Origin of the sequence: Polynucleobacter sphagniphilus (assembly GCF_029892205.1) — a bacterium.
GTDB classification, from domain to species: Bacteria; Pseudomonadota; Gammaproteobacteria; order Burkholderiales; family Burkholderiaceae; genus Polynucleobacter; species Polynucleobacter sphagniphilus.
In genome coordinates, this window is record NZ_JARXVX010000001.1 from 747,179 (window position 1) to 764,043 (window position 16,865).

Here is a 16,865-nt window from a genome sequence, read left to right on the forward strand (position 1 = left end):
GGCCATTAGTAAAAACCATTAAAGACCCTAAAAAACCCCTGCGAGCTTAATGTTTCCCCAGTAGAATATGTTGCAATACAACAAAGTAACACTGAACCTCCACCTAAATATAGAGATTGCCCATGGTTGATGCACAGAACGAAGTAAAAAACACCAAACCGGTCTACCGGAACATTGGTTTAGCCCAATTAATTCATTACCGCCTGCCTTGGGCTGGAAAAGTGTCGATCCTACACCGCATCAGCGGCGCCGTTTTGTTCCTAATGCTTCCTTTTATCCTGTATCTCTTGGATCAGAGTCTGGCTTCCGAATTGAGTTATCAGAAGTTCCAAGCGATCACTAACCATATTTTGGTAAAGATCATTTGTCTTGGCTTGATCTGGTGTTTCTTACACCATTTCTGCGCTGGTATTCGCTACTTGCTGCTCGACCTAGAAATTGGCGTGGAAAAATCAGAATCAAACCGCTCAGCGATAGTTGTATTCGTATTAGGTGTAGCTTTGACAGCTGCAGTTGGTCTCAAATTATTCGGCTTGTACTAAGCGTTTCTATAACAAGGATTTCTCATGCCAATTTATCAAATCGGACCTAAACGCCTAGTAGTTGGTGCTCACTACGGCCTAAAAGAATGGATCATTCAGCGGATTACTGCTGTAGTGATGGTTGTTTTCACTATTGTTTTGTTAGTTGATTACTGCATTACTGGTAGCGCAACTTATGAGGGTTGGGCCAGTTTATTTAGCAATCAATTCATGAAGTTGTTAACGCTTTTGGCTCTTTTTAGTCTTTTCTATCATGCATGGATTGGTGTGCGTGATATTTGGATGGATTACATCAAGCCTGTGAGCATTCGTTTAACACTTCAAGTGTTAACTGTTCTGTACCTCGTAGCCTGTGCGGCTTATGCCGTTCAAATTTTGTGGAAAGTGTAATTCGATGACCGCTATTAAAAAAGCATTGCCACGTCGCCGTTTTGATGCGGTGATTGTTGGTGCTGGTGGTTCAGGTATGCGCGCCTCTTTGCAGCTAGCAGAAGCCGGCCTGAATGTTGCTGTTCTGACAAAGGTATTCCCAACCCGTTCACATACAGTAGCTGCGCAGGGTGGTATCGGCGCCTCATTGGGGAATATGACCGAAGACAATTGGCACTATCACTTTTATGACACCATCAAGGGTTCAGATTGGCTTGGCGACCAAGACGTGATTGAATTCATGTGTCGCGAGGCTCCAAAAGTAGTTTATGAATTAGAGCATTTTGGTATGCCGTTTGACCGTAACCCTGATGGAACGATTTATCAGCGTCCATTTGGTGGACACACAGCAAATTATGGTGAAAAAGCAGTACAACGTGCTTGCGCTGCGGCAGACCGTACTGGCCATGCGATGTTGCATACCTTGTATCAGCGTAATGTTCGCGCAAAAACCAATTTCTTAGTTGAGTGGTTGGCGCTTGACTTGATCCGTGATGATGAGGGTGATGTGGTTGGGGTAACCGCTCTCGAAATGGAAACAGGTCAAGTTTATATTTTGGAAGCCAAAGTGGTGATGTTGGCTACTGGCGGTGCTGGCCGTATATGGGATGCCTCAACCAATGCGTTTATTAATACTGGCGACGGTATGGGCCTCGCTGCCCGCGCAAATATTCCTTTGGAAGATATGGAGTTTTGGCAGTTCCATCCAACCGGCGTTGCTGGTGCGGGTGTGCTGTTGACTGAAGGCTGCCGTGGAGAAGGTGGTATTTTGCGCAATAAGGATGGCGAGCGCTTCATGGAGCGTTATGCGCCAACCTATAAAGATTTAGCACCGCGCGATTTCGTTTCTCGCTGCATGGATCAAGAAATTAAAGAGGGTCGTGGTTGTGGCCCTAACGGTGACTATGTCGTGCTTGATTTGACGCACATTGGTGCCGAGACGATCATGAAGCGCTTACCTTCTGTTTATGAAATTGGGATTAACTTTGCAAACGTAGACGTGACCAAAGAACCGATTCCAGTAGTGCCAACAATTCACTACCAGATGGGCGGTATTCCTACAAACATTAATGGTCAAGTAGTTGTTCCTGCCAATGGTATTCACAATGAAATCGTCAATGGTTTATATGCAATTGGCGAATGCTCATGTGTTTCTGTACACGGCGCTAACCGCCTAGGCACCAACTCACTGCTCGATCTCTTGGTATTTGGTCGTGCTGCAGGTAATCACATCGTTGGTATGAATCTAAAGAACCGCGAGTTCAAGCCACTACCTGCAAACGCCGGAGAGCAAACTTTGGAGCGTATCGCAAAGTTAGATAACTCCACATCTGGTGAATATGCTCAAGACGTTGCTAACGATATCCGCAAGTGTATGCAGAAATACGCTGGCGTGTTCCGTAACCAAGAGTTGATGGACGAAGGTGTTCGTCAAATGGCGAAGTTGACTGAGCGTGCAAACAATTTGTGGCTTAAAGATAAATCAGAGATTTTTAATACCGCACGTATCGAGGCTCTTGAAGTAGCTAACTTGGTTGAGACTGCAAACGCAACGATGATTTCGGCTGCAGCTCGCAAGGAAAGTCGTGGCGCTCACTCCCATGACGATCACCAAGAGCGTGATGATGAGAATTGGATGAAGCATACCCTTTGGTATAGCGAAGGAAATAGGCTGTCTTATAAGCCAGTGGTGCTCAAGCCTTTAACTGTCGAGTCCTTCCCTCCTAAAGAACGTACTTTCTAAGCAAAAGAGATAGATGATGAGTGATATCCGTATATTTGAAATTTACCGTTACGACCCAGATGTCGATGCCGCACCACGTATGCAGCGGTATGAGCTTGAGTTGACTGGTGAACGCATGTTGTTAGATGCATTGATTTCATTGAAAAAGCAAGATGAAACGATTTCTTATCGTCGTTCCTGTCGTGAAGGTGTATGCGGTTCAGATGCAATGAACATTAACGGTAAAAACGGCTTGGCCTGCTTAACCAATATGTTGACTTTGCCTAAGGTAATTACGCTTCGCCCACTGCCAGGTCTGCCTGTTGTGCGCGACTTAATTGTTGATATGACTTTGTTCTTTAAGCAATATCTTTCGATTAAGCCTTATTTGGTAAACGATAATCCACCTCCTGAAAAGGAGCGTCTCCAGAGTCCTGAAGAGCGTGAAGAGTTAAACGGTTTGTATGAGTGCATCTTGTGCGCATCTTGCTCGACTTCGTGCCCATCTTTCTGGTGGAACCCTGACAAGTTTGTTGGCCCAGCTGGTTTACTTCAAGCTTATCGCTTTATTGCCGATAGCCGCGATGAAGAAACAGCTCAGCGCTTGGATAACTTGGAAGATCCTTATCGCTTGTTCCGCTGCCATACGATTATGAATTGCGTAGATGTATGTCCTAAGCATTTAAATCCAACAAAGGCTATTGGCAAGATCAAGGAGTTAATGGTTCGTCGCGCTGTATGACAATCGGTAATGCTGAGTTATATCGTCTAAAAAGTGATGCCCGCAGAGGTTTGCTTGAAAATGATCTGATTTTGCAGCGTTTTTTTGAACGCTTTGAGCGTCAATTGAGTAGTGAAGATGGAGTTGTTCTTAGTCATTTTTTGGCACTGGATGACAACGACCTGATGGATTTATTAATTGGTAGAAAAGATTCAGTGGCAACACTGGAAAAGGAGCTGCAGTCTGAGCCCTTTAAAAAGATTTTAATCATGCTAAGGCAGAAGTAATTCTGACTTTCGCTGCGTGAGCAGGAAACAAGCGTAATTAAAAGGTTTGTTAATCGTAAATTTGAATGACTAAGGACTAGAAATGATCGAATCAGATATCAAGGCAAAACTGTCGTTTTCGGATGGCACCCCAGATATTGACTTGCCTATCTACAAAGGCACAGTGGGTCCTGATGTGATTGATATTCGTAAGCTTTATGGTCAGACGGGTAAGTTCACTTACGATTCCGGCTTTTTATCTACAGCCTCTTGCAATAGCAAAATCACTTATATCGATGGCGACAAAGGGGAGTTGCTCTATCGTGGTTACCCTATCGAGGATTTGGCTGATAACTGCGACTTCTTAGAGGTTTGCTTTCTTCTGATCCATGGTGAATTACCAAACGCAACTGAGAAAAAAGAGTTTGAAGATCTTGTTATGCATCACACCATGGTGCATGAGCAAATGCAATTTTTCCTGCGCGGCTTCCGCCGTGATGCACACCCCATGGCTGTATTAACTGGTTTAGTCGGTGGCATGGCTGCTTTTTATCATGATCAAATTGACTATAGCGAGCCTATGGCTCGTGAAATTGCTCAAATTCGTTTGATTGCTAAGATGCCAACTCTAGTTGCAATGGCATACAAATACTCTGTGGGACAACCTTTTATCTATCCTGATAATTCTTTGTCTTACACTGCCAATTTCATGCGCATGATGTTCGCAACGCCGTGTGAGGAATACAAAGTAAACCCTGTTTTAGTTCGCGCATTGGATCGCATCTTTACCTTGCATGCAGACCACGAGCAAAATGCCTCAACTTCAACTGTGCGCTTGTGCGGCTCTTCTGGTACCAATCCTTTTGCAGCTATTTCTGCTGGTATTGCCTGTTTGTGGGGTCCTGCTCATGGTGGTGCGAATGAGGCTTGTTTACAAATGCTCAATGACATTGAGGCGAATGGCGGTGTAGAGCGCATTCATGAATTCATTGCGCAAGTAAAGGATAAAAACTCCGGCGTACGTTTGATGGGATTCGGTCACCGTGTTTATAAAAACTTTGACCCCCGCGCAAAATTGATGCGTGAAACCTGTTATGAAGTCCTAACAGAGTTGGGTCTTGAAAACGATCCTCTGTTTAAGCTTGCAATGACCTTGGAAAAGATTGCTTTGGAAGACGAGTATTTTGTTAGCCGTAAGCTGTATCCAAATGTGGATTTTTATTCAGGTATCGTGCAACGTGCTCTTGGTATTCCAACTGAAATGTTTACTTGTATTTTTGCTTTGGCAAGAACGGTTGGTTGGATTGCGCAATGGAAAGAGATGATCACTGATCCCGAGTATAAGATCGGTCGTCCACGTCAACTTTATGTTGGTGAAACATCACGTAAAGTTCCAAACATTACTGTTAGAAAATAAGGCTTTTAAGCACTCATGTTACGTACGCTTTATGACAAATTGTGGGATGACCATGTCGTCTATTCTGAGGATGACGGCACGGCCACAATCTATATCGACCGCCAACTTTTGCATGAGGTAACTAGCCCCCAGGCTTTTGAGGGCTTGAACTTGGCCAATAGACCTGTATGGCGTATCTCTGCTAATTTAGCTGTCTCAGACCATAATGTTCCAACGACTGATCGTGCACAAGGAATCACTGATCCAACTTCCAAGCTGCAAGTCGATACCTTGGACCAGAATTGTGATGCATTTGGAATTACGCAATATAAGATGAATGATGTTCGTCAGGGTATTGTTCATGTGATTGGGCCTGAGCAGGGCGCTACTTTGCCGGGTATGACTGTTGTCTGTGGAGATTCTCATACCAGTACACATGGAGCATTTGGTGCCTTGGCATTTGGCATTGGTACATCTGAAGTTGAGCATGTTCTAGCGACTCAAACTTTACTCATGAAAAAGAGTAAAAATATGCTGGTGAAGGTCGATGGTCGTTTGCAGCCTGGATCAACCGCAAAAGATATTGTTTTAGCTGTCATTGGAAAGATTGGCACAGCCGGCGGAACGGGATACACCATTGAGTTTGCGGGTGAAGCCATTCGCAATCTCTCAATGGAGGGTCGCATGACTATATGTAATATGGCAATTGAAGCGGGCGCACGCGCAGGTTTGGTTGCGGTTGATGAGACAACTATTGAGTATGTTAAAGATCGCCCATACTCACCGAAGGGTGAGGCCATGCGTCATGCTCTCCAATATTGGCGCTCGCTGCATTCTGATCCAGGAGCTCATTTTGATTCAGTGATCGAATTGCGCGCTGAGGAAATTGCCCCGCAGGTTACCTGGGGTACATCACCAGAGATGGTGCTGCCAATTAGTGATCGAGTTCCCGACCCAGAAAAGGAGCGCGACCCTAATAAACGCTCAGCAATGGAGCGTGCCTTGGAATACATGAAGTTAGAGCCGAACATGCCCTTAGAGACCATTTCTGTAGACAAGGTTTTTATTGGTTCTTGTACTAATAGCCGCATTGAAGATATTCGTGCTGCCGCTAAAGTAGTTGATCGTCTAGGTAAGAGAGTGGCCCCTAATGTGAAGTTGGCAATGGTTGTTCCTGGGTCAGGCTTGGTGAAGGCTCAAGCTGAACGTGAAGGTCTAGATCGCGTATTTAAGGCTGCTGGTTTTGAATGGCGTGAACCTGGCTGCTCAATGTGTTTGGCTATGAATGCTGACAGACTAGAACCTGGGGAGCGTTGTGCTTCAACCTCAAATCGCAATTTTGAGGGGCGTCAGGGCAATGGCGGAAGAACTCATTTAGTGAGCCCAGCAATGGCCGCAGCCGCAGCTATTGAAGGGCATTTTGTCGATATTCGCAAGATTTCATAAGGCTTATCTAATGCGATTTGTTTTCTCGTTAACCATGATTAAAAAACTATTGATTGTTGGAGTTCTTGGTCTATTCTTAGGGGCCTGCAGCAATATGATGGAGGGCCTGGGTAAGGATATGCAGAATATCGGCACATCTATGGGAGGCTCTAATTCTTCACAAAATAACAACCAAACCCAAACTAAGGGTAAGGATGTTGTTGTAACCCCAGTTCAATAACGATTTCTCATGGATAAATTTACTGTTTTTAAAGGCTTGGTAGCGCCGCTTAACCGCGAGAATGTGGATACGGATGCAATTATTCCCAAGCAATTTCTTAAATCCATTAAGAAGACGGGTTTTGGACAAAACTTATTTGATGAATGGCGCTACCTTGATCATGGTGAGCCAGGCCAAGATTGCTCAAATCGCCCTATAAATCCAGATTTTGCTCTGAACCAGCCCCGTTATAAGGGTGCGCAAATACTATTGGCTCGTAAGAATTTTGGTTGTGGCAGTTCTCGTGAGCACGCCCCTTGGGCGTTATCCCAATATGGCTTTAGAGTAATAATCGCCCCGAGCTTTGCTGATATTTTCTTCAACAATTGCTTTAAGAATGGCTTACTACCTATTGTTTTAACGGAACAACAGGTTGACCACCTTTTTAATGAAACAATGGCATTTGGTGGCTATCAGCTCACCATTGACTTAGAGCGTCAAGAAGTGATTGCTCCAGATAACCGTACATATAGCTTTGATGTAACCCCTTTTAGAAAGTATTGCCTCATCAATGGCCTCGATGACATTGGCTTAACCCTGCAACATGCAGATAAAATTAAGGCTTATGAAGCCGAGCGCATCTTAAAGATGCCTTGGCTTGCTACCCAATTGCCGTAATTTAGAGTTAAAGGCCTTAAATGAAAATTGCAGTTCTCCCGGGCGATGGAATCGGCCCGGAAATCGTTGCTGAAGCCGTAAAAGTACTTCAGGCTTTAGGTCCTCTGTTTGATTTAGAGTCAGCCCCAGTGGGTGGAGCTGCTTATGATCTTACTGGTCATCCACTACCGCCAGCAACGCTTGAATTGGCTAAAAATGCAGATGCCATTTTATTTGGCGCTGTGGGCGACTGGAAATATGATGCCTTGGCTAGAGAACTGCGACCTGAACAGGCTATTTTGGGTTTGCGTAAACATCTTAAGTTGTTCGCCAATTTCAGACCAGCCATTTGCTATCCAGAGTTGACCGCATCTTCAAGTTTAAAAGCGGAGATTGTGGGCGGTCTTGATATTCTGATCATTCGAGAACTCAATGGTGACATCTATTTTGGTCAGCCCCGCGGAATTCGTACTTCTGAATTGCCACTCTTCAAGGGTACGCGCGAGGGATTCGACACCATGCATTATAGCGAGCCAGAGGTGGAGCGCATTGCACGCGTAGCATTCGAAGCGGCTCGAAAGCGCAACAAAAAGGTCTGTAGCGTTGATAAGGCTAATGTGCTCGAAACATCTCAATTATGGCGTGACGTGATGATTCGTATTGCAAAAGAGTATCCGGATATCGAGTTATCGCATATGTATGTAGATAACGCCGCAATGCAGCTGGTAAAGGCCCCTAAAGCATTTGACGTGGTTGTCACGGGTAATTTATTTGGCGATATTTTGTCGGACGAGGCAGCCATGTTGACTGGCTCGATTGGCATGCTTCCATCTGCCTCTTTAGATAAAAATAACAAGGGCTTATATGAGCCAAGTCACGGTTCTGCGCCTGATATTGCAGGCAAGGGCATAGCCAATCCTTTAGCTACCATCTTGTCCGCAGCCATGATGTTGCGTTATTCCTTAGGTATGCCAGAGCAAGCCGATCGCGTTGAGCGTGCAGTGCAAAAAGTCTTATCCCAGGGTTTGCGCACAGCAGATATTTATACAGAGGGCACGCAAAAAGTAACAACTGTACAAATGGGGGATGCGGTTGTAGCAGCCCTTATCTAATATTTTTAATTCGTCATCATTTAATAGTTGATCTTCATGTCAAATTCAAAAACACCTTTAGTAGGCTTAGTTGGTTGGCGCGGTATGGTTGGTAGCGTTCTCATGGAGAGAATGTTGGCCGAGAAGGATTTCGATCTGATTGAGCCTATATTTTTCAGTACTAGCCAGGCGGGTGGTCAGGTTCCCTTGTTAAATGGTCAAAAGGTAACCAAAGCTGAAAACGCTTTGCAAGATGCAAACGATATTAAGGCTTTGAGTCGTTGCGACATTATTTTGACCTGTCAGGGTGGTGACTACACCAACGACATATACCCTAAGCTCCGTGCGGCTGGTTGGAATGGGCACTGGATTGATGCTGCTAGTGCTTTGCGCATGAAAGATGATGCGGTTCTTATTTTGGATCCCGTCAATCGTCCGGTAATTGATAAAGCCCTTGCTTCGGGTGGCAAGAACTGGATTGGCAGTAATTGCACAGTGAGCCTGATGATGTTAGCCATGGGTGGTTTGGTTAAGGCTGATTTGGTTGAATGGATTAGCGCAATGACCTACCAAGCCGCCTCGGGTGCTGGCGCTCAAAATATGCGTGAACTTCTGTTACAAATGGGCGCACTACGCGATAGCGTTGCTGCAGAATTGGCTGATCCGTCATCATGGATTTTGGATATTGATCGCAAAGTAACTGCTACTTTACGTTCGGATGATTTTCCTAAAAAGAATTTTCGCAATACCGCCTTAGCTGGTAGTTTAATTCCATGGATTGATGTTCCTGTTGAGCATGGCCAGACCAAAGAGGAGTGGAAGGGCGGCGCTGAATTCAATAAGATTCTTGGTCGTCCAGCATTTAGATCACCAGGCAGTATTCCTATTGATGGCTTATGTGTGCGTGTTGGTGCAATGCGCTGCCACTCACAAGGCCTCACCGTCAAACTCAAAAAAGACATTCCTTTGCAAGAAATTGAATCGATTCTTGCAAATGACAATCAGTGGGTTAAGGTAGTGCCGAATGATCGCGAAGCAACTGAACGTGATTTATCTCCAGCCGCCGTCAGTGGCACCTTAACTGTACCAATCGGACGCTTGCATAAACTATCAATGGGCCCTGAATATTTGGGAGTCTTTACAGTTGGCGATCAATTACTTTGGGGTGCAGCTGAACCGCTTCGTCGTATGCTTCGCATCTTGCTTGAAAGCTAAGATTGCAATTATTTGGATTGACTATAAGGCGCTTATTTGTCCTAGCCTGTTTGGGTTGGGTTAATTTAGCTGCTGCAGTGTCATTGGGTGCCCCGCAGTTGCTCTCCCACCCAGGGGAGCCACTGCGTGTTGAAATTCCCATTCTCATTGGCTTAAATGAGGGGGAAGATCTCGATAGCTTGAAGGCAGCAATGCCTGCAAAAGAAGCTTATGAACGTTTAGGCATCTCATCCAAAGTTCTGGATTTCAATGCACAGTCTATGGTGTATCGAAATACTCAAGAAAAATTGCTAGTCTTAATTGAAACTGTCAATCCAATACCTCCTAGTGATGACCCTTTCCTTGATGTTTTGGTAAATCTCAAGTGGTCATCTGGAAGCTTGACTAAAACTTTCACCTTATTGATTGGCGACCCTCAGAAACTGATTGTTCGTCCTGGACAGAGTCTTTCAGAAATAGCAGCCCAGATGGCGCCTCAATATGAGGGGGCTTCATTAGACCAAACCATACTAGCCTTATACAAAGCCAATCCTGATGCTTTTGCAAGCGGCAGTATTAACCAGCTGGCAGCTGGTGCTGAGCTTGTTAAACCTAGTCAAGCTTTATTGCGTTCGATCAGCCCATCTGAAGCCCAGCAATTTGTTGCTCAGGCTAATGTGCAATGGCAAGCATCCCATTCAGTAAGCCCAAATAGTCAAAACAAGACTCGAGACACGCATGAACAAATACCTCAATCAAGCCCAAGAGACAGGCTAAAAATAGGTTCCAGCGCAGAGGGTAATGATCAGCAAAAACGTTATACAGAAGAGCTGGTAGCACAAGAAAAGGAACTGGAGCACACTCGCGCGAAGGTGGCAGAGCTAGAGAAAAATATTGCTGACCTACAAATATTAATTGACAAGAAGAAGGGCGCTAATAGTAAAGCCGCGCATTTTGAGTTGGGTGTTTTTGGCCCAGCTTTATTGGCAATTGGATTGATGGCGCTAACTACTGTTTTGCTGTGGCTGCTAGCGCGCAATGCTCGCCAATCTGAGTTAAAGACTTTTAGCCCACCACCATCTGTAAAAAGTTCTAAATCTGAAGCCACCATCCATCAAGAGGTGCCTCTTAGGACAAAAGCCTTGCTTGCTGGAATTGATCTTGATTTATCTAAGCCGCCGCCCAAGTCAACTATCAATCCTTTAGCCGATACTTTGCGAGTGAAATTAAATCTTGCACGTGCTTACATCACGATTGAAGACTATGAGGCTGCAAAAAAGTCTCTTGGAGAAGTGATTGTTATGGCTCCAACAATTGATCCGGTAATCGCTATCGATGCTCAAGCGCTACTCAATGAATTAACTCAGCGCAATAGCTAGAGCGAATTATGCGAATCGCCCTGGGCTTGCAATACGACGGTAGTTCATATTCTGGGTGGCAATCTCAAGTTCAGAGAAACACGGTTCAAGATGTATTGGAAGATGCAATTTCAGCATTTGTTGGTGAGCAAGCTATTAAGGATCAACCCATTCGAGTAATTACCGCCGGAAGAACTGATGCCGGGGTTCATGCATTAGGGCAAGTGGTTCACTTTGATACCAATGTTCAACGAGAAAATTGGTCCTGGGTGCGTGGTATTAATTCCTTCTTGCCAGATTCTATTGTGGTCAATTGGTCAAAGCCGGTATACGCGGAGTTTAGCGCTCGATTTTCTGCATATGAGCGCACTTATGTTTATGCATTACATGCAGGTCCTTGCCGCTCGCCGATGGCGGCAACTCGCGCTACATACTATATGCTGCCACCCGATCGCTGGTTTGATGTTGATGCAATGCGTGAAGCTGCACAATACATCATTGGCGAACATGATTTCAGTGCATTTAGATCTTCGGAGTGTCAAAGTAAAACTCCCATCAAAACAATTTACGCAATTGAAATCATCTCTAGACAACCATGGCTTTATTTCCGTATTCGCGGAAATGCATTTCTGCATCATATGGTGCGCAACTTGGTGGGCACTTTTTTGATGATTGGCGTAGGTAAGCAAGAGGCCGTTTGGATGCAAGAGCTTCTGCAAGCAAGAGACCGTAGCAAGGCAGCGCCCACATTTGCACCAGATGGCCTTTACTTGTTGAATATTGCATACCCCCCTGAATTTGAGATTCCCACGCCTTACCTTGCTAATTCATGGTTGCCTGGGGATATTCTTCAAGCCTAGGCTTTGCTAAAGCACTATTATTGATAGATGGGCCTACTTACATATTCTCCAAATCGAACACGTGTCAAGATCTGCGGTCTGAAAACGCCTGTAGATATTGATGCAGCCGTTGCCGCCGGGGTGGATGCTGTGGGTTTTGTCTTTTATCCGTCCAGCGTGAGGGCGGTAACACCCAATATAGCTGCTGCTTTAATACCCCGATTGCCTACTGGAGTGGATGCTGTGGGATTGGTCGTAAATGCCTCAAGAGACCAATTTGAGGCTATACGCGCCACTTGCTCGATTACTTTATGGCAGTTTCATGGAGATGAAACCCCAGCGCAGTGTGAAGAATTAGCTGCCGGGGATCCATGGATGAGGGCGGCTCGCGTCGGAAAAGACTTCGCTTTTGATGATTTTTCCCTACAATATGGTCACGCAGATGCCTTTTTGCTTGATGCCCTGGTAGAGGGTTATGGTGGAGGGGGTGTCCCTTTTGATTGGCAAGGAATTCCACAAACATGGGCAAAAGAAAACGCGCCTCGGGTCGTTTTGAGTGGTGGATTGAACGCGCACAACGTGGGCGAGGCGATTTCTCGCCTACATCCTTGCGCAGTTGATGTTTCTAGTGGTGTAGAAATTACCCGCGGTGTTAAAGATCCAGCTCTGATGTCTCAGTTTGTCGAGGCTGTCAGAGCCGCAGATGCAAAAACACCAATCTAATAATTTGTAGCCAACAATTCTTAAGAGGTAGATATGTACGATAAGCCAGATGCAAGAGGGCACTTCGGTCCTTATGGCGGCGTATTCGTTTCAGAAACGCTCATGTATGCATTAAGTGAGCTTAAAGGGGCTTATGCAAAATACGAAAATGATCCAGAGTTTATTGAAGAATTTCATTACGAGCTGAAGCACTTCGTAGGACGCCCATCTCCTGTTTATCACGCTAAGCGTTGGAGCGATATGTTGGGTGGTGCGCAGATTTACCTCAAACGTGAAGATTTAAATCACACTGGTGCACATAAAATCAATAATGTTATTGGGCAGGCAATGCTGGCCAAGCGCATGGGTAAGCCTCGCATTATTGCTGAAACAGGGGCAGGTCAGCACGGAGTTGCAACCGCTACTATTTGTGCTCGCTTTGGTTTGGACTGTACTGTCTACCAGGGTTCAGTGGATGTAGCGCGTCAAGCTCAGAACGTCTATCGCATGAAGCTGTTAGGTGCAAAAGTTGTGCCAGTTGAATCTGGTACAAAAACGCTGAAGGATGCGCTAAACGAAGCAATGCGCGATTGGGTGACTAATGTAGATAATACTTTTTACATTATCGGCACCGTAGCAGGCCCTCATCCATATCCGATGATGGTGCGAGATTTTCAGAGTGTTATTGGTGAAGAGTGCAAGGTACAAATGCCAGAGCTAACAGGTCGTCAGCCAGATTTTGTGCTTGCCTGTGTGGGTGGTGGATCCAACGCAATGGGTATTTTCTATCCCTATATTGATCACTCAGGAGTGAGATTAATCGGCGTTGAAGCCGCCGGCCATGGCCTGAACAGCGGCCTTCATTCTGCAGCACTCTGTGTTGGTAAGCCAGGTGTACTTCATGGAAATCGTACTTACTTACTTCAGGATGAGAATGGCCAGATCTCAGAAACGCATTCAGTCTCAGCTGGAATGGATTACCCAGGAGTTGGGCCTGAACATGCGTGGTTAAAGGATTCGGGTCGCGCAGAATATGTGGCGGTAACGGATGAGGAGGCTCTGAAAGCGTTTCACGACTGTTGCCAAATTGAAGGAATCATCCCAGCACTAGAATCGGCTCATGCAATTGCTTACGCTTGTAAATTGGCGCCTACGCTGAGCAAAGATAAAACCATCCTAGTGAACTTATCTGGACGGGGTGATAAAGATATGCATACTGTTGCTCAAGCGACAGGATCTGAAGGATAAGCAAACACTCTTATGTCAAAAATTTCTACACTTTTTAAAGAGCTCAAGCGTAACGGAAAAAAGGGTTTGATTCCCTTTATTACTGCGGGCGATCCCGATCCCAAACTCACTGTTGAATTAATGCATGCCTTGGTTCGTGGTGGTTCTAACGTCATCGAACTGGGCGTGCCGTTTTCTGATCCAATGGCCGATGGCCCTGTGATTCAAAGATCATCCGAAAGAGCCCTTACACAAGGCGTAACCTTACACCAGTGCCTTGAAATGGTGAAGGAGTTTCGCAAACAAGATCTGGAAACGCCGGTTGTTCTCATGGGTTATGCCAATCCAGTAGAGCAAATGGGCGCAGAACGTTTTGCAACTGAGGCTAAAGCAGCGGGTGTGGACGGAGTTCTAGTGGTTGATTACCCACCAGAGGAGTGCGTTGATTTTGCAGCCAGAATGCGCATGGCTGGTGTAGACCCCATCTTCCTATTGGCGCCCACTTCATCACCAGAACGCATTAAAGAAGCTGCCAAAATTGCTTCGGGTTATATCTACTATGTTTCCATGCGCGGTGTTACAGGGGCTTCCCATCTGAATACCCATGACGTTGCAAGCATCATTCCCACAATTCGCCAGGAAACGGATATTCCAATAGCAGTGGGTTTTGGTATTAACGATGCGCAAAGCGCAAAAGCTGTCTCTAAAACAGCCGATGCGGTAGTCATTGGTAGTCGCATTATTCGACTTTTGGAAGAGGCCCCTCCTGGTCAGGCGGTACAATCACTTGAAGCCTTCATTCGAGAAATTCGTTTTGCTTTAGACAGCTAATGCCCAAAATAGTGAAAACAAATGAGTTGGATAGATAAATTACTGCCGCCGCAAATCCAGCACACCGATCCTGCTAATCGCAAGACGGTCCCGGAGGGTTTGTGGGTAAAGTGCCCAAGCTGCGAAACAGTCCTCTATAGCACTGATATTGAGGCCAACCTATCTGTTTGTCCAAAATGTAGTCATCATATGCGCATTGGCGCCCGCCAACGTTTAGAAAGTCTGCTTGATCCCAAGGGTCGATATGAAATTGGTGCTGACATTTACCCAATTGATCCCTTGAAGTTCCGAGATTCAAAAAAGTACCCCGATCGCATTAAGGAGGCAAATGATGCCTCAGGTGAAACTGAAGCATTGATCGTGATGGGCGGAAAAATTGAGTCGATTCCTGCTGTGGTTGCATGCTTTGAGTTTCAATATATGGGTGGATCGATGGGCTCAGTAGTAGGGGAGCGCTTTGCTCGAGGAGTACAGGCAGCCATCGATAAAAAATGTGCCTTTATATGCGTTACAGCAACGGGCGGCGCTCGCATGCAAGAAAGCCTCTTGTCGCTATTTCAGATGGCGAAAACGAATTCGATGCTAACTTTATTGTCGAAAAAAGGCTTGCCCTACATTAGTGTCCTGACTGATCCTACGATGGGCGGTATTTCAGCCAGCTTTGCGTTCATGGGTGATGTTGTCATTGCTGAGCCCAAGGCCTTGATTGGATTTGCCGGTCCACGCGTCATTGAGCAAACGGTTCGAGAAAAACTTCCTGAAGGTTTTCAGCGGGCTGAATTTTTAATGCAAAAAGGTGGCATCGATATGATTGTCGACCGTCGTCATATGCGTTCTGAAATTGCAAAATTATTAGCCTTACTTCAACAACTGCCTGACCCCGCTTTAGCGGGTGGCGCTGCTGCTTAAAAGCGTTTGAGTACATCCCAATCTGATCCAGTGATTTTCAGTAGCTTAGAAGCTTGGCTTAGCCACCTGGAAATAGCACATCCTGTGGGTATTGATATGGGTCTTGACCGCATCAATCGGGTCAAGTCTGCTCTGGATTTACGTTTTGATTGCCCAGTCATCACCGTTGCTGGAACGAATGGCAAAGGCTCAACGTGTGCTTACATTGAGAGTATTTTGCTTGCATCAGGTTATCGCGTTGGCTGCCACACCTCACCCCATTTATTAAGATTTAATGAGCGTGCCCGTGTCAATGGTGCTGATGCCTCTGATGCACTCTTATTGGAGCATTTTTCTGCGGTTGAGCATGCGCGTGTTAGCTTAGAAAATCCCCCATCGCTAACTTATTTTGAGTTCACAACACTTGCAATCATGCATTTGTTTGCAAAAGAGTGTTTGGATGCGGTTATCTTGGAAGTTGGTATGGGTGGTCGTCTTGATGCGGTCAACATTGTGGATGCAGATTGCTCAATTGTTACAAGTATTGATATTGACCACGCTGAGTTTCTAGGGGATACGCGTGAGTCTATTGGCTTTGAAAAGGCTGGGATTTTTCGTCCAGGCAAGATTGCGGTCTGTGGAGATCCCGTGCCGCCACAATCATTAATTGATTTCGCCATGAAATTAGATTGTGACTTGTGGCTGCTTGGCCGCGATTACAACTTTCAAGGTGATAAGCAGCAATGGGGTTGGGCAGGGCGTACTAAGCGTTTTAGCGGCCTCGGTTACCCAGCCCTTCGTGGCGCTAACCAGCTTTTGAATGCCTCGGCCGTGATAGCCGCCTTAATGGCACTGCACCAGCGACTCCCGGTGAGTGCGCAAGACATTCGTAATGGTTTTGCAATGGTAGAGCTGCCAGGTCGCTTTCAGGTCCTGCCAGGGCAGCCTACGGTTGTTTTGGATGTTGCTCACAACCCCCATGCCGCTGCCACCCTTGGTCAGGGGCTCGATAAAATGGGTTATCACCCTTACACTTACGCTATTTTTGGGGCCATGGCCGATAAAGATATTGAAAATGTCATCAAGCCCCTATTAGGAAGTGTTGATTTTTGGTATTGCACCGACTTACCAACACCCCGTGCCGCAAAAGCAGATGCTTTGAGTCAAAAGCTGATATCACAGGGTGTTGCCATCAAAAATGGTGAGGATGGCGGAATTGAGTGCTTTCCAGGTCCTGCTGCAGCGTATCAAAAAGCCCTTTCAAAAGCAGGCGAGGGTGATAGAATTGTCATCTTCGGATCCTTCTACACCGTGGCCGGCGTAATGGCTTATCGAAACAACCAGGCGCATTGATCC

18 protein-coding genes are annotated in these 16,865 nt (G+C 45.8%); all 18 read left to right on the plus strand.

What is annotated here, in order from left to right:
- Nucleotides 1-122 precede the first annotated feature (122 nt).
- On the plus strand, nucleotides 123-542 hold the full coding sequence (gene sdhC, locus M2125_RS03940; protein WP_076023366.1) for a succinate dehydrogenase, cytochrome b556 subunit: 420 nt from the start codon (nucleotides 123-125) through the stop codon (nucleotides 540-542).
- 24 nt (nucleotides 543-566) lie between these two features.
- Nucleotides 567-932, plus strand: coding sequence for a succinate dehydrogenase, hydrophobic membrane anchor protein (sdhD, locus tag M2125_RS03945; protein ID WP_076023367.1), 366 nt, complete (start codon nucleotides 567-569; stop codon nucleotides 930-932).
- A gap of 4 nt (nucleotides 933-936) precedes the next feature.
- Nucleotides 937-2,715: a succinate dehydrogenase flavoprotein subunit gene (gene sdhA / locus M2125_RS03950; protein ID WP_280742501.1), complete on the plus strand. Its 1,779-nt coding sequence runs from the start codon at nucleotides 937-939 to the stop codon at nucleotides 2,713-2,715.
- A gap of 16 nt (nucleotides 2,716-2,731) precedes the next feature.
- Nucleotides 2,732-3,436 carry a succinate dehydrogenase iron-sulfur subunit gene (locus M2125_RS03955; protein ID WP_076023369.1) on the plus strand — a complete coding sequence of 235 codons (705 nt, stop codon included), beginning with the start codon at nucleotides 2,732-2,734 and terminating at the stop codon, nucleotides 3,434-3,436.
- Nucleotides 3,433-3,702, plus strand: coding sequence for a succinate dehydrogenase assembly factor 2 (locus tag M2125_RS03960; RefSeq protein ID WP_076023370.1), 270 nt, complete (start codon nucleotides 3,433-3,435; stop codon nucleotides 3,700-3,702). Before M2125_RS03955 ends, M2125_RS03960 begins: the two co-directional genes overlap by 4 nt.
- Nucleotides 3,703-3,784: 82 nt before the next feature.
- Nucleotides 3,785-5,098: a citrate synthase gene (gene gltA, locus M2125_RS03965; RefSeq protein ID WP_076023371.1), complete on the plus strand. Its 1,314-nt coding sequence runs from the start codon at nucleotides 3,785-3,787 to the stop codon at nucleotides 5,096-5,098.
- Nucleotides 5,099-5,113: 15 nt separating this feature from the next.
- Nucleotides 5,114-6,523: a 3-isopropylmalate dehydratase large subunit gene (gene leuC / locus M2125_RS03970; RefSeq protein WP_076023372.1), complete on the plus strand. Its 1,410-nt coding sequence runs from the start codon at nucleotides 5,114-5,116 to the stop codon at nucleotides 6,521-6,523.
- A gap of 10 nt (nucleotides 6,524-6,533) precedes the next feature.
- Nucleotides 6,534-6,743, plus strand: coding sequence for a hypothetical protein (locus M2125_RS03975; protein WP_280742502.1), 210 nt, complete (start codon nucleotides 6,534-6,536; stop codon nucleotides 6,741-6,743).
- Between the two features lie 9 nt (nucleotides 6,744-6,752).
- Nucleotides 6,753-7,400, plus strand: coding sequence for a 3-isopropylmalate dehydratase small subunit (gene leuD / locus M2125_RS03980; RefSeq protein WP_076023374.1), 648 nt, complete (start codon nucleotides 6,753-6,755; stop codon nucleotides 7,398-7,400).
- A 20-nt stretch (nucleotides 7,401-7,420) separates the two neighbouring features.
- Complete coding sequence (leuB, locus tag M2125_RS03985; RefSeq protein WP_280742503.1) at nucleotides 7,421-8,491, plus strand: 3-isopropylmalate dehydrogenase; 1,071 nt, start codon at nucleotides 7,421-7,423, stop codon at nucleotides 8,489-8,491.
- Nucleotides 8,492-8,527: 36 nt separating this feature from the next.
- Nucleotides 8,528-9,685 carry an aspartate-semialdehyde dehydrogenase gene (gene asd, locus M2125_RS03990; protein ID WP_280741522.1) on the plus strand — a complete coding sequence of 386 codons (1,158 nt, stop codon included), beginning with the start codon at nucleotides 8,528-8,530 and terminating at the stop codon, nucleotides 9,683-9,685.
- Between the two features lie 2 nt (nucleotides 9,686-9,687).
- Nucleotides 9,688-11,043, plus strand: coding sequence for a FimV/HubP family polar landmark protein (locus M2125_RS03995; protein ID WP_280742504.1), 1,356 nt, complete (start codon nucleotides 9,688-9,690; stop codon nucleotides 11,041-11,043).
- Nucleotides 11,044-11,048: 5 nt separating this feature from the next.
- Entirely contained in the window at nucleotides 11,049-11,882 is an 834-nt protein-coding gene (gene truA, locus M2125_RS04000) for a tRNA pseudouridine(38-40) synthase TruA (protein ID WP_076023378.1), read from the plus strand.
- Between the two features lie 27 nt (nucleotides 11,883-11,909).
- A complete protein-coding gene (locus tag M2125_RS04005; RefSeq protein WP_280742505.1) occupies nucleotides 11,910-12,584 on the plus strand; it encodes a phosphoribosylanthranilate isomerase in 675 nt (224 codons plus the stop codon).
- A 33-nt stretch (nucleotides 12,585-12,617) separates the two neighbouring features.
- Nucleotides 12,618-13,811: a tryptophan synthase subunit beta gene (trpB, locus tag M2125_RS04010; RefSeq protein WP_076023380.1), complete on the plus strand. Its 1,194-nt coding sequence runs from the start codon at nucleotides 12,618-12,620 to the stop codon at nucleotides 13,809-13,811.
- A 12-nt stretch (nucleotides 13,812-13,823) separates the two neighbouring features.
- Complete coding sequence (gene trpA, locus M2125_RS04015; RefSeq protein ID WP_277541047.1) at nucleotides 13,824-14,621, plus strand: tryptophan synthase subunit alpha; 798 nt, start codon at nucleotides 13,824-13,826, stop codon at nucleotides 14,619-14,621.
- A 21-nt stretch (nucleotides 14,622-14,642) separates the two neighbouring features.
- The gene (gene accD / locus M2125_RS04020; protein ID WP_076023382.1) at nucleotides 14,643-15,530 is read left to right on the plus strand and encodes an acetyl-CoA carboxylase, carboxyltransferase subunit beta; all 888 of its coding nucleotides are present in this window, start codon (nucleotides 14,643-14,645) and stop codon (nucleotides 15,528-15,530) included.
- A gap of 6 nt (nucleotides 15,531-15,536) precedes the next feature.
- Nucleotides 15,537-16,862, plus strand: a complete 1,326-nt coding sequence (gene folC / locus M2125_RS04025) for a bifunctional tetrahydrofolate synthase/dihydrofolate synthase (RefSeq protein ID WP_277541053.1) — start codon at nucleotides 15,537-15,539, stop codon at nucleotides 16,860-16,862.
- Nucleotides 16,863-16,865: the final 3 nt, after the last annotated feature.

Excerpts from the sequence above, each read along its gene's own strand:
- M2125_RS03960 (WP_076023370.1), top strand. The coding sequence starts at position 3,433 with ATGACAATCGGTAATGCTGAGTTATATCGTCTAAAAAGTGATGCCCGC.
- sdhD (WP_076023367.1), top strand. The coding sequence starts at position 567 with ATGCCAATTTATCAAATCGGACCTAAACGCCTAGTAGTTGGTGCTCAC.
- sdhC (WP_076023366.1), top strand. The coding sequence starts at position 123 with ATGGTTGATGCACAGAACGAAGTAAAAAACACCAAACCGGTCTACCGG.
- gltA (WP_076023371.1), top strand. The coding sequence starts at position 3,785 with ATGATCGAATCAGATATCAAGGCAAAACTGTCGTTTTCGGATGGCACC.
- M2125_RS03975 (WP_280742502.1), top strand. The coding sequence starts at position 6,534 with ATGCGATTTGTTTTCTCGTTAACCATGATTAAAAAACTATTGATTGTT.
- trpB (WP_076023380.1), top strand. The coding sequence starts at position 12,618 with ATGTACGATAAGCCAGATGCAAGAGGGCACTTCGGTCCTTATGGCGGC.
- M2125_RS04005 (WP_280742505.1), top strand. The coding sequence starts at position 11,910 with ATGGGCCTACTTACATATTCTCCAAATCGAACACGTGTCAAGATCTGC.
- accD (WP_076023382.1), top strand. The coding sequence starts at position 14,643 with ATGAGTTGGATAGATAAATTACTGCCGCCGCAAATCCAGCACACCGAT.
- leuB (WP_280742503.1), top strand. The coding sequence starts at position 7,421 with ATGAAAATTGCAGTTCTCCCGGGCGATGGAATCGGCCCGGAAATCGTT.
- leuD (WP_076023374.1), top strand. The coding sequence starts at position 6,753 with ATGGATAAATTTACTGTTTTTAAAGGCTTGGTAGCGCCGCTTAACCGC.
- M2125_RS03955 (WP_076023369.1), top strand. The coding sequence starts at position 2,732 with ATGAGTGATATCCGTATATTTGAAATTTACCGTTACGACCCAGATGTC.
- sdhA (WP_280742501.1), top strand. The coding sequence starts at position 937 with ATGACCGCTATTAAAAAAGCATTGCCACGTCGCCGTTTTGATGCGGTG.
- asd (WP_280741522.1), top strand. The coding sequence starts at position 8,528 with ATGTCAAATTCAAAAACACCTTTAGTAGGCTTAGTTGGTTGGCGCGGT.
- trpA (WP_277541047.1), top strand. The coding sequence starts at position 13,824 with ATGTCAAAAATTTCTACACTTTTTAAAGAGCTCAAGCGTAACGGAAAA.
- leuC (WP_076023372.1), top strand. The coding sequence starts at position 5,114 with ATGTTACGTACGCTTTATGACAAATTGTGGGATGACCATGTCGTCTAT.